Below are 11,282 nucleotides of genomic sequence, written 5' to 3' on the forward strand. Positions count from 1 at the left end.
AGGAGGTCCATCATGACCACTGTGAAAGTCTACGGCCCCGGCTGCAAACGCTGCGAAACCACCGCCGAGATGGTGCGCGAGGCCGCCGCCAAGCTTGGCCTTGAGGTCGATGTCGAAAAAGTCACCGATCCGAAATCCATCGCCATGGCGGGCGTGATGTCCACCCCCGGCATTTCCATCGACGGCAAGCTGGTGCATGCGGGCGGCCTGCCGGATAAAACCAAGCTCGAAACCTGGCTCACGGCCTGATCCGGTTTTCCGTGGGAAAAATACTCTCGCCGGTGGCAAGCGCCCGATAAGGGCGCTTCAAATTGTGCCCGACAAAAGTCCGACACAAATCCGACGCTTTGCCGACAGTCAAAAACAGGGGGGCAGAACCGCCCTCAGAACCGACCTGTCCCCTGCAACACGCCGTGTTCCATCGCATAGCGCGTCAGCCCCGCGGTCGAGGAAATCCCCAGCTTGCGCTTGATGTTCTTGCGATGGGTCTCGACCGTGCGCACCGAAATATCCAGCGCGGCAGCCACGTCCTTGTTGGATTTGCCCTGCGCCAATTCCAGAAGGATCGTCGTCTCCCGATCCGTCAGAGGCTCCCGTCCGTCGCGAATTTTCGTTGGTTTTATAGCGGCTTGCGCGCCGTCGCACAGGTATTTCTCGCCCCGCATCACCGCGTCGATGGCGTCTTTCACCGCCTCGGTCGGCACGTCCTTCAAGACATAGCCCTTGGCACCGTGGCTGAGTGCCGCGCCGATATATTCCGGGCCGTCATGCATCGACAGGATCAGAATGCGCGTCTCCGGGCGGCGCTCCAGCAACAATTCGGTCGCCGTCAGCCCGCCCATCTGGGGCATATTCAGATCCATTAACACAACATCTGGTGCCAACGCCTCCACCCGATCCACCGCCTCCCGCCCATTGCACAGGGTCCCGACCACCTCGAGATCCTCGAAGGTTTCCAAAAGCGCGCGGATGCCCTCGGCCACCATCGGGTGGTCGTCGACGATCAGAACGCGGGTCGGTTTTTCGGTCATCGGGCGCTTCCTATCGGGGCGGGCGGGCGACCGGAGGTCGCGGGCGGAAGGATATGCTGCAACGGCACGGTGGCGTCAATGGAGGTGCCGGGGTGCAGCGGCGTGATCGTCAGGCGACCGTCGAGCTGTTCCATCCGCTCCGCCATATTCCGAAGCCCCAATCCCCGCCCGCGTTTGCCCACATCCGTAGGGTCAAAGCCGCGCCCGTTGTCGCAAATCAGAAGCGTCGCGCCCGTGCGGTGACCGGCCAGTTTCATTGTAACTTCCGTGGCTTGTGCGTGACGTTCGATGTTGGTCAGGGCCTCCTGCGCAATGCGGAACAGCGCAATGCGGGCCTCCTCATCGAGCCGGTTTCGGAACACCACGGTCTCCAGCTCGGTCTTGATCCCGGTGCGGGCCTCGAACTCTTCGGTGAGGGATTTGAGCGCCGGACCAAGCCCCAGATCGTCGAGAATGCCGGGGCGCAGGTCGCGCGAGATGCGCCGCACCTCGCCGATCGCACCGCCCAGCATCTCGACACTCCGGTCGAGGCTTTCGGGGGCTTTCGGATCGCCCGACTTCAACTGGCGGCGGGTCAGCTCCAGCGCATAGCGCACCCCGACCAAAATCTGGCTGATCCCGTCATGCAGTTCGCGCGCCACGCGCCCGCGTTCCTCCTCCTGCGTGTCGAAAATCCGCTGGGTGAGTTTCTTCAGCTTGCCGTCGGCCAGCCGCCGCTCGCGGATCGTGATCGTCATCCCGGACATGAAAACCAAAAGCACCGCCGCCATGGTGATCGCGCCGATATAGCCAAAGGTGCGCCGGACCCGGGTCTCCACCTCGGCGCGGGCGGCGGCGACCGAGCGCAGCACGTCGTCGATGAAAACGCCCGTGCCAATGGCCCACTGCCAGTCCTGTAAGCCTATGACATAGCTCATCATTTGCGCTTCTTCGCCGGTCGAGGGTTTGGGCCAGAGAAACTCGTGATAGCCGCCTCCCTGACGCGCCAACCGGATCAGTTCGTCGGTGATGGGCGTGCCCGAGCTGTCGGTCATGCCCGCCCAGTTGCGGGTGATCAGCCGCGTGTCGCGCGGCGCCACGAGATTGGTGCCGTCAAAGCTGTAGACGAAGAAATAGCCATCCTCGCCATAGGTCATGGCCGAGAGGATTTGCGTGACCCGCAGCTTGGCCGCCGCATCGTCGGGGGGCGCGGGGCTGTATTCCGTGGTGATCGAATTGCGCGCCAGTTGCAGGTAATTCTGCAATTCCTGCCGCTTGGCAGAGAGGATCTGGTCTTCGAGTTCGGCGATCTCACGTTCGGCCATGCTCCGCGATTGATGCGCGACCACAAACGCAATCGCCGCCACCGAGAGGATCAGCGGCAGCGTGGCAAGCAGGAAGAGCTTGCGCGCATAGGTCATTTCCGGGAGCATCGCGACGATGGGTCGGGTCCTTCGGTGGTCTTTTGTGGTCTTTTGTTGGCCGAATCGCAGGATAGCGCGCCGGGACAGGGCGTCAATTCCATGGATGTCTCTTCTGTACGGCATGAAAATTACCAATTCATGACGCGAAGGGTCACAAAAAATCCCGGACTGCGTAGTGTTGGGTATTTCAACACTGCATCTCCGCCGATAACGATAACATCACGATTTGTTCGACCTGTCCAATAAGGACCCGCCATGTCCGCGAGGGAGCTGTGCTGCCACCGGGAGGAAACATGCGCAGGGAAGGGGCCGGGCAGACTGCCATAGCCATAGACAATCTTGGGAGGACTTACTCTATGGATCGCCGTTCTTTTCTGAAAACCTCTGCTCTGGGGGGCGCCTCTGCCGCAGCCGCATCGACGCTGGCCGCGCCGATGTACGCGCAGGGCAAGCGCACGCTGACTATGGTCACCACATGGCCGCGCGGTCTGGCAGGGGTTTGGGATTCCGTCGAACGTTTCGCCGCCAATGTCGACGCGTTGACCGATGGCCAGTTGACCATCGACGCCAAAGCTGCGGGCGAGCTCGTCGGCGGGCTTGAGGTGTTCGATGCCGTGACCGCCGGTCAGGCCGATATGTACCACGGCTGCGAATATTATTTCACCGGCCAGCACCCGGCGCTCGCGTATTTCACCACCGTGCCCTTTGGTATGACCGCTCCCGAGATGATGGTGTGGTACTATTCCATGGGCGGTATGGAACTCCACCACAAGCTGGGTGAAGTCTTTGGTCTCAAAGGGTTTATCGCAGGCCAAACCGGCGGTCAGGGCGGTGGCTGGTTCCGCAAGGAGATCAAATCGCCCTCCGATTTCCAGGGCCTCAAATTCCGCATGCCGGGTCTCGGCGGCGAGACCGTCTCGAAACTCGGTGCCTCCGTGCAGGTGCTTCCGGGCGGTGAGATCTATCAGGCCCTGTCCTCCGGTGCGCTCGACGGCACCGAATGGATCGGCCCGTGGTCGGACGAGAAACTCGGCCTGCAAGAGGTCTGTGATTTCTACTATCCGGCGGGCTTCCACGAACCGGGGGCTGCGCTCTGCGTGACCTCGAACCTCGAAGTCTTCGACAGCCTCAGCCCGACGCATCAGAAAGCCGTCGAGATCGCCTGTAACGAGTGCCATCAGCACAATTACGCGCTGTTCATCTCGAACAACGGCCCGGCGTTGCAGCGTCTCATTCAGGGTGGCACCCAGCTCAAGGAATTCTCCGACGATGTCTGGACCGCTTTCGGAATGGCCGCGAAAGAGGTGCTCGACGGCTACATGGGCGACGAGATTTTCGCCGAGATCCGCACCCATTACGAGGCCTCCATGGCGGCGACCTCGGCCTGGATCGGACGTTCGGACGGCAATTACACCCCGCAACGCGACCGCGTTCTGGCGGCTGCTGCGGAGTGAACCGTGTAAACGGGATAAAAAACGGGAAATGCGCGCGGTTTTCGCGCGCATTTTTGGCTCCGGGCGTTGCTCATCCGGGGCGAGGGGCGTAAAGCGGCCCGACAGATGTAAAATCACCGGAAGAATATCACTGGGAACGGGTCGTTTGCGCACGATCCGGGAAGGGGACAGCAAGATGGAAGAACAGATCGGCGGGTCGTTCCTCGGCGCCGTGGTGGACGGGCTTATCAGCCTTGTCGTCAACCTCGGGCTCGGGTTCTGGCACATCATTTACGCGATCAGCCATCCGGGCCTTTGGCTCGACTGGTCGAACAAGGAAAGCCTTTTGCGCTTCGTCTATTACGGCGGGTCGAAAGAGCTTTTGTTCGTGTTTTTCGATGTGGTGATCGTGATCACCATCGTGGGCTTCCTGTATCGGCCTTTCCTCTGGGCGTTGGTGCGCGGGCTTGAGAAGATCGCCAACACCACGGGCCGGATCGCGGCTTGGGCCGGTCTTCTGATGGTGCTGCAACAGATCATGGTCGTGTTCCTGCAATCGGTCTTCCGGCAGGGCGAGATCACCATTTCTCCCTTCGGTGGCGGCTTTACCCAATCCGTCGGCTGGTTCTCCGAGAGCCTCAAATTCGAGAACGCTTTGGTTGTGGCGCTCTGCGTCTCCTATGCCTTCGTGCAAGGGAGCCATGTGCGCGTCGATCTGGTCTATGCGGGCGTGAAACACCGCACCAAACGCGCCATCGACATGTTCGGCTCGCTGTTCTTCATGCTGCCGGTGGCTTTGTTGACCTGGATGTACGCGTGGTTCTTCCTCTGGCGGCACCTGATCACGCCGAAGGTCTCGGCCTCGGACAAGCTTGAGCTGATGCTGAAAAAGGCCCGGATCGTGAAATGGAACGTCGAGACGATCTCCTTCTCCGCCAATGGGTTCAACGGATATTTTCTGTTCAAGATCCTGATGTTGTGCTTCCTCGCTCTGGTGATCCTTCAGGCTCTGGCCTTCTTCTATCGCTCCTATCTGGAGTTTCTTGAAGGCGAGGAGAGCGCAGGGAAGTTCAACGATCATGACAGTCTCGGCGAAGGCGAAGAAGCCTACGAAGGCGTACTCTGAGAATAAGGCGGATCACACATGCTTTTCGGACTTGATGGCGTAGAAATCGGCCTCATCATCGTATTCCTCTGCCTCTTCGGGGGCATTCTTACCGGCTTTCCGGTGGCCTTCGCCATCGGCGGCGCGGGGCTCATGTCCTTTGGGATCATCGCGGCCTTGGACAGCGCGGGCATCCTTGTCCATCAGGCGCTCGATACCGGCTCACAGGCCTACCGCGATCTGGTCAATTCCGGGGTGAACCCCAATATGATCTCGCATTTCCGATACCCGGATTTGCCAACGGTCTCTGAATCCCTGTTTCCCGGCGGCTGGGAGCAGGCGGTGGATCGCAACCTGTCCTTTATCGTCAACCGGATGAACGAACGCGTCTTCGCTGGCGCCTCGATCGAGACGCTTTTGGCGGTGCTGATGTTCGTGATGATGGGGATCGTGCTTGAGCGTTCCAAGATCGCCAACGATTTGCTGACCACCATGGCGCGCGTCTTCGGGCCGCTGCCGGGCGGTCTTGCGGTTTCCGTGGTGATCGTGGGCGCGTTCCTTGCGGCCTCCACCGGCATCGTGGGCGCGACTGTGGTGACCATGGGCCTGCTGTCCTTGCCCACCATGCTGCGCCACGGCTATTCGCCGCAGCTCGCCACCGGCGTCATCGCCGCGTCCGGCACTTTGGGTCAGATCATTCCGCCCTCCATCGTCATCGTGCTTCTGGGGACGCTCGCGGGCGACATTTATTCTGCCGCGCAGGAAGCGCGCGCTCAGGCCGCTGGCTGTACCGACGCTTTGACCTATCTTGGCGAACCCGCCGTGGTCTCCGTTGGGACGTTGTTCCAGGCGGCGATGCTGCCGGGCGTCTTCCTTGCCGGTCTCTATGCGCTCTATGCCTTCGGCTTTGCCATGTTCAACCCGCACAAGGCGCCGCCGGTGCATCTGGAAAGCACCCATCACGAGACCATGACCCGTCGCGACGGGCTTCTCTGGATGGTCGCAGTGCCGGTGCTGTTGATCGGAGGCGCGGTGTTCTCCGGGCAGTTCGGTCTGTCCGGATCGCAGGACGTCCATGTCGCCGAGTTCACCGAGGCAGGCGCGACCGCCAGCTTGCGCACCAATGTGTCGGATCAATGTCAGATCGCGATGATCGAGCTGCATGGTCAATCCGCATGGGACAAGGCCGTGGCCGAGCAGGCCGCGATCGAGGCCTCGGGCGGCGCACAGCAATCCGTGAAGCGCACGCCGGAACAGATCGAGGCCCTGACCGTCGAGGCCATCGCCAATGCGCCCAAACTCGGCACCGGTCTGCTGACCGTGATGGTGATGCTCGCAATCACGCTGGCCTTCGGGCGCGGCGTCGCCCCGTTGGCCAATCCTGCGCCGCTCTTGATCGGTGCGGGCGGGATCGTCGCCGTGCTGCTGCTCGATGCGCTTTTCGTTGGGCCGCTGACCTCGTCGGGGACGGCTTTGGTGATCTATATGATCCCCTTCGTCGCACTGGCCTACGGGCTCAAGGACGCGGCGAAGCATCTGTCGAAGAACGAGCTGTTCCGCGTGGTCTTCCCGCCTCTGGTGCTGATCGTCGCCGTGCTCGGCTCGATCCTCGGTGGCGTGACCAATCCGACGCCGGCGGCCGGTCTTGGGGCAGGGGGCGCGCTTTTGCTCGCCGCTTACCGCAAGCTTGCCGATCACAAGAAGTCCGGCAAGATCATCCTGTCTGCGGCCTTCGCCATCGTCGTCATGCTGCTGATCGGTGGCAATTTCGACCTGCGTCTGGGCCGTGGCAATGTCCCCTTCGAGGATTGGGCCGCCTATATCGTCGCACTCGGTGCCTATTACTATGCGATGTTCGGCATTCTTTATGCCTGCTGGGTGCTGTTCTCCGATGGCACGCTGGGCATTGTGGTGCGCGAGACGGCCAAGGTGACTTCGATGGTCTTCACCATCCTGATCGGCTCGCAATTGCTGAACCTCGTGGTGATTTCCTTCGGCGGCGAGCATTACATCCAGAGCTTCCTGCGTTCGTTCGACAATGAGTTCACCGTCTTCCTTCTGGTGATGCTGGTGCTGTTCATCCTCGGCTTCGTGCTCGACTTTCTGGAGATCATCTACATCGTCGTGCCGATTGTCGGGCCGGTGATTTACGGCGGCACGATGGACCCGAAATGGGTCACGATCATGATTGCCGTGAACCTCCAGACCTCTTTCCTGACGCCGCCCTTCGGTTTTGCGCTGTTCTACCTGCGCGGCGTGGCTCCGGCCTCGGTCACGACCGGGCACATCTACAAGGGCATCATCCCCTTCGTGCTCATTCAGGTGCTGGGCCTCGGCATCCTCTGGGCCTTCCCGGACATCGTCACCATCGTGCCGAACCTTCTGGCGAAGTAAGGAAACGGCTCAGAAAACAGACAAAGCCCCGCCTTATCGGCGGGGCTTTTCTTATGGGCGAAAGAATCCCTTGCGTTGCGATAAATGTCTTATAAAAAGACTAAGGTATTTAATCACAGCCCCGCTAAGGAGCCCGTCCATGTCTTTCCAATCCGCCCGTTCCATCGACCAATTGACCGAAGACGCCCGCGATGGGGCGCAACCGGTGGGGAAACTGTCGCAACTCAACGAGCAGGGGCGTATGGTCGTCACCCTGTTTCGCGGCTCGAACGCGCTGCGCGAGGGCAGCGACATGGGCCGGATCTTCGATCAGATGATGCTTGTGTTCCAGCGCCACGCCCGGCGGCCTCTGGTGCATCACGGCATGAGCTGCGATTGCCTCGGCGCGGATGAGGCGGTGCTGGCGCAATTCGTTCGCCATGCCGCGCGGGGCCAACGTGAGGACGCCTGTCTCATGGCGATGCTTCTGGTGCGTGCCGATGTCGCCCCGTTGGCGGTGTCGTTGGCCGAGCAACTGGGGCTCTTGATCGACGCGACGCTCAGGACCGATCCGCGGGCGATGATGGGAACGGTGAAGGTGCATTGAGGTTTCCGCCAAACGGCAAATAACAAAGCGCGGCTCTGAGGGCCGCGCTTTTGTTTGGGCGTTACACCTCCGGTTTGGTCGTCCGCGTGCCCTGCATATCCGGCAGGTCAATCTTCGCCACCTGCTGCGCGATCGGCTCGCTCTCAAGTGGATGCGTGTCGGAGGAGAACTCGTCGGGGTCTTTGAGGTCGATCCATTGCCCGCCCTGATAGACCTCAAGCGCGGAGAACCGCGCCTTGTAGCCCATTTTCGGCGATCCCGGCACCCAATAGCCGAGGTAGACATAGGGCAGGCCGGCCTCCCGCGCGATCTCGATATGGTCGAGGATCACATAGGTGCCGAGGCTGTCCTTGATCAGATCGGGTTTGTAAAACGAATAGACCATCGACAAACCGTCATCCAACAGGTCCGTCAGACAGGTCGCGGCCAGCTCGCGCGGCTGACCGGCGGCGTTGGGGATGTAATATTCGATGACACGGGTGCGGATCGGGGTTTCCTCGATCATCGCGGCGAATTCGAACACATCCATGTCGGCCATGCCGCCATCGGCGTGGCGCGTCTCCAGATATTCGCGGAACAGCTCATATTGCGCCTCGGTCGCCCAGGGCGAGGTGGCGGCGCGTTTGAGGTAGTTGTTCTTGTTGATCGCCCGGCGCTGGGATTTCGAGGGTTTGAAATCCGCGACCCGGATGCGGGCCGACATACAGGCGTTGCAATCGGCGCAGGTCGGGCGATAGAGCACATTTTGCGAGCGGCGAAAGCCCTGTTTCGACAGGCTGTCGTTGAGTTGCTCGGCATGCTCCCCTTGCAGAGACGTGAAGAGTTTCCGCTCCATCCGGCCCTCGAGATAGGGGCAGGGCTGGGGGGCGGTCACGTAGAATTGTGGCGCAAGGGGGAGGGAGTGACGCATGAGGAGGACTTACGAGGAATTTCCAAAGGACGCGTAAACGGTTCGGGAAAAAGGTAGCAATTCCGTTTCATTTCGCAAGCCTTGGGCGCGCTTTTCTTTGAAAACGCGACAAAGGGCGCAAAGCTGCGCCCTTTTTGACCTTTCGGACCGGAAATTCGGGGTCAGTAATCCGAGGGACGGTTGATCGCGGCGGAGCCGAGGATCAGATCGGAGAGCCCCTGTTTGCGCGCCGTGGTGAGCATCAGGATGACGGAGACCACTTGCGGCAGGCCCATGGAACACCAGACGGTGAAGAGCGTGGTGTGCAGAAACGCCATGCCAAGGTCGAAGCGCTCGCCCTTCGAGGTCCGGAATTCGATCCCCATCAGCCGCATGCCCCAAGTGGCGGAGCTGTTCGCAATCGTGATCACCCGGTAGGCATAGGAGGTCACGGCCACGAGGAAGGGAAAGAAAAAGATCCCGGTGAAGGCGGTAAAGGGGACGATCAGGGCGGCGATCACCACGCCGACGATCAGGTCCACGACAAAGGCGAGCATGCGTTTCGTCGGCACGCTGTCGTAAAAGCCGGGTTGGCGGTCGGGGTCCGGCAGCCCCCAATGTTCGGTTGGATACTCACTCATACTCTGCATTCTCGGGTCTCCGAAGGGGGGAGGCAAGCCCCTTAAGGCTTGCCTTTACGCTTACTCAGAAGATCAGGCATCTTCTTTGTCGGTGTCCGCGTCCTTGTCGGCGGCAGTACGGTCTTTGGCGGCGCGGCGGGCGCGGTCGTCCATGAACTGGTCGAATTCGGCCTTGTCTTTGGCGGCGCGCAGACGTTCGAGGAAGCTTTCGAACTGGTCCTGTTCCTCTTCGAGCCGTTTCAGGGTTTCTTCCTTATAGGCGTCGAAGGCGGAGTTGCCCGAGGGGCGCATCGCGGCGTGCATGGAGCGGAAGCGCTCGTGACGGTTTTCGCGGAACGGACGCGGACCACAGCCACGGCCAAAGGGGGAATTCGGGCGGGATTTGCAGGAAAACATGCGTTTACTCCAGATCATGTAGAAGAGAAGGGCGAGGCCGACCGGCCAGACGAAGATGAAACCGAGGACCATGGTCGCGATCCAGGCACCTTTGCCTTTGTCGTCGAGCCAGGCCTCTGCCCGGCGAAACCAGCTCGTGGCGGTCTCTGCGGGGGTGTATGTGGAGGCGACTTGGGTCATGTCATCTTTCTTTCGGTGTGTGTCGTGGTTTCAAGGGTGGGTTTCAGTGGATGTGAATGTCTTTCACATTGCAAAGATGGGGAGGTCTGTGACGTCGCGCAAGGGGTGATGTGAATGTTTTTTACATTATTTTAAAATTTTGTTTACTATCAGTTTGTTGTGTCATTTTTGGGGCGCGAGTAGGAGCCTGCTCTGGTCATGCCAGCCGCCATCATGCATGCTGGAGCGAAAGAGGAGAGACGCGATGAAGACGTTACAGAAGCTCGGACGATGCCGCTGCGGGGCGGTGACCTTGACTGTCTCCGCTGCGCCGGTGATGACTGCTGCCTGCCATTGCGATGGCTGCAAGAAGATGAGTTCTTCGGCCTTTTCCCTGACCGCGATGATCCCGTCCGAGGCACTTGCGGTGCAGGGCGAGGTGGTGAAAGGCGGCGCGCAGGGGCCGGAGCTCGATCACTATTGCTGTCCGTCCTGCAAGACATGGATGTTCACCCGGATCACCGAGTTCGAGGCGTTGACCAACATTCGTCCGACGCTGTTCGATACGGAAGACCCGGAGATTCAGGCGTGGTGTCGACCCTATATCGAGACCATGGCGGCCAAACGCCTGTCCTGGGTCACGACGCCCGCCGAACATGTGTTCGAGGCGATGCCGGATATGGCCGGGTTCCCGGACCTGCTCAAAGGTTTCTCCGAGCGGAGTGACGTCAGGCGGTGAACTCTGCCACTGTCGCGCCGGAGATGTGCAGGAGATCGGCAGGTGTGATCTCGAAAATATGGCGCGGTGTGCCTGCTGCGGCCCAGACCGTCGCGAATGTGCTCAGTTTCGGATCGAAATAGATATGCGGTGGGATGAGATGCCCGACCGGCGAGACGCCGCCAATGGCAAAGCCGGTCACCTTGCGCACCTCTTTACCGTCGGCGCGCTCCAGAGGTTCTCCGGCCACTTTTGCGGCTTTCTCAAGCTCCACCTGATCGCCGCCCGCCGTGATAAAGAGGCATATCGCGCCGCTTTCCGTCCCTTTGAACACGATTGACTTGGCGATCTGATCGATATGGCATCCAGCCTGATCGGCGGCCTCCTGTGCCGTGCGGGTTGAGCCGTCCATCTCGAGGATATGGATCGTGAGACCGGCGTCGGACAGCGCCTCTTCGACACGTTTGAGACTTTTCGACATGGCAGACTCCTTTGCGCTTTTGAACCATGTCGTTTGGCCTTGCGCA

At 60.6% G+C, this 11,282-nt stretch carries 12 protein-coding genes; 6 read left to right on the forward strand and 6 right to left on the reverse strand.

What is annotated here, in order from left to right:
• Positions 1 to 12 precede the first annotated feature (12 nt).
• Entirely contained in the window at positions 13 to 249 is a 237-nt protein-coding gene (locus tag V1475_RS11850) for a thioredoxin family protein (protein ID WP_479412904.1), read from the forward strand.
• A gap of 134 nt (positions 250 to 383) precedes the next feature.
• Here V1475_RS11850 and V1475_RS11855 read toward each other — a convergent pair whose 3' ends face one another.
• Positions 384 to 1,031, reverse strand: coding sequence for a response regulator transcription factor (locus V1475_RS11855; RefSeq protein WP_479412905.1), 648 nt, complete (start codon positions 1,029 to 1,031; stop codon positions 384 to 386).
• Positions 1,028 to 2,443 (reverse strand): cache domain-containing protein, encoded by a 1,416-nt coding sequence (locus V1475_RS11860; protein WP_479412906.1) that lies wholly within the window; start codon positions 2,441 to 2,443, stop codon positions 1,028 to 1,030. Before V1475_RS11860 ends, V1475_RS11855 begins: the two co-directional genes overlap by 4 nt.
• A 347-nt stretch (positions 2,444 to 2,790) precedes the next feature.
• On the opposite strand from V1475_RS11860, the gene V1475_RS11865 reads away from it, so the two are divergent.
• From V1475_RS11865 to V1475_RS11880, 4 genes are all read left to right on the forward strand, one after another.
• On the forward strand, positions 2,791 to 3,888 hold the full coding sequence (locus tag V1475_RS11865) for a TRAP transporter substrate-binding protein (protein WP_434287609.1): 1,098 nt from the start codon (positions 2,791 to 2,793) through the stop codon (positions 3,886 to 3,888).
• Between the two features lie 175 nt (positions 3,889 to 4,063).
• The gene (locus tag V1475_RS11870; RefSeq protein WP_479412907.1) at positions 4,064 to 4,993 is read left to right on the forward strand and encodes a TRAP transporter small permease subunit; all 930 of its coding nucleotides are present in this window, start codon (positions 4,064 to 4,066) and stop codon (positions 4,991 to 4,993) included.
• Positions 4,994 to 5,011: 18 nt separating this feature from the next.
• The gene (locus V1475_RS11875) at positions 5,012 to 7,366 is read left to right on the forward strand and encodes a TRAP transporter large permease (protein WP_479412908.1); all 2,355 of its coding nucleotides are present in this window, start codon (positions 5,012 to 5,014) and stop codon (positions 7,364 to 7,366) included.
• A gap of 139 nt (positions 7,367 to 7,505) precedes the next feature.
• Positions 7,506 to 7,952: a hypothetical protein gene (locus V1475_RS11880; RefSeq protein WP_434287606.1), complete on the forward strand. Its 447-nt coding sequence runs from the start codon at positions 7,506 to 7,508 to the stop codon at positions 7,950 to 7,952.
• A gap of 61 nt (positions 7,953 to 8,013) precedes the next feature.
• Here V1475_RS11880 and V1475_RS11885 read toward each other — a convergent pair whose 3' ends face one another.
• The 3 genes from V1475_RS11885 to V1475_RS11895 form a co-directional block, all read right to left on the reverse strand.
• A complete protein-coding gene (locus tag V1475_RS11885) occupies positions 8,014 to 8,862 on the reverse strand; it encodes an arginyltransferase (RefSeq protein ID WP_434287605.1) in 849 nt (282 codons plus the stop codon).
• Between the two features lie 161 nt (positions 8,863 to 9,023).
• Positions 9,024 to 9,482, reverse strand: a complete 459-nt coding sequence (locus V1475_RS11890; protein ID WP_434287604.1) for an RDD family protein — start codon at positions 9,480 to 9,482, stop codon at positions 9,024 to 9,026.
• A gap of 72 nt (positions 9,483 to 9,554) precedes the next feature.
• Positions 9,555 to 10,058: a DUF2852 domain-containing protein gene (locus V1475_RS11895; protein ID WP_479412909.1), complete on the reverse strand. Its 504-nt coding sequence runs from the start codon at positions 10,056 to 10,058 to the stop codon at positions 9,555 to 9,557.
• 244 nt (positions 10,059 to 10,302) lie between these two features.
• Between V1475_RS11895 and V1475_RS11900 the strand changes: the two genes are divergently transcribed.
• Complete coding sequence (locus V1475_RS11900; protein WP_479412910.1) at positions 10,303 to 10,776, forward strand: GFA family protein; 474 nt, start codon at positions 10,303 to 10,305, stop codon at positions 10,774 to 10,776.
• On the opposite strand, the gene V1475_RS11905 is transcribed toward V1475_RS11900, so the two are convergent.
• A complete protein-coding gene (locus V1475_RS11905) occupies positions 10,766 to 11,236 on the reverse strand; it encodes a YbaK/EbsC family protein (protein WP_479412911.1) in 471 nt (156 codons plus the stop codon). The genes V1475_RS11900 and V1475_RS11905 overlap by 11 nt on opposite strands.
• Positions 11,237 to 11,282: the final 46 nt, after the last annotated feature.

It is taken from the genome of Celeribacter sp. SCSIO 80838 (genome assembly GCF_056498065.1).

Coding starts and splice junctions, on each gene's coding strand:
- V1475_RS11875 (WP_479412908.1), top strand. CDS start 5,012: ATGCTTTTCGGACTTGATGGCGTAGAAATCGGCCTCATCATCGTATTC.
- V1475_RS11905 (WP_479412911.1), bottom strand. CDS start 11,236: ATGTCGAAAAGTCTCAAACGTGTCGAAGAGGCGCTGTCCGACGCCGGT.
- V1475_RS11890 (WP_434287604.1), bottom strand. CDS start 9,482: ATGAGTGAGTATCCAACCGAACATTGGGGGCTGCCGGACCCCGACCGC.
- V1475_RS11860 (WP_479412906.1), bottom strand. CDS start 2,443: ATGCTCCCGGAAATGACCTATGCGCGCAAGCTCTTCCTGCTTGCCACG.
- V1475_RS11865 (WP_434287609.1), top strand. CDS start 2,791: ATGGATCGCCGTTCTTTTCTGAAAACCTCTGCTCTGGGGGGCGCCTCT.
- V1475_RS11870 (WP_479412907.1), top strand. CDS start 4,064: ATGGAAGAACAGATCGGCGGGTCGTTCCTCGGCGCCGTGGTGGACGGG.
- V1475_RS11855 (WP_479412905.1), bottom strand. CDS start 1,031: ATGACCGAAAAACCGACCCGCGTTCTGATCGTCGACGACCACCCGATG.
- V1475_RS11900 (WP_479412910.1), top strand. CDS start 10,303: ATGAAGACGTTACAGAAGCTCGGACGATGCCGCTGCGGGGCGGTGACC.
- V1475_RS11850 (WP_479412904.1), top strand. CDS start 13: ATGACCACTGTGAAAGTCTACGGCCCCGGCTGCAAACGCTGCGAAACC.
- V1475_RS11885 (WP_434287605.1), bottom strand. CDS start 8,862: ATGCGTCACTCCCTCCCCCTTGCGCCACAATTCTACGTGACCGCCCCC.
- V1475_RS11895 (WP_479412909.1), bottom strand. CDS start 10,058: ATGACCCAAGTCGCCTCCACATACACCCCCGCAGAGACCGCCACGAGC.
- V1475_RS11880 (WP_434287606.1), top strand. CDS start 7,506: ATGTCTTTCCAATCCGCCCGTTCCATCGACCAATTGACCGAAGACGCC.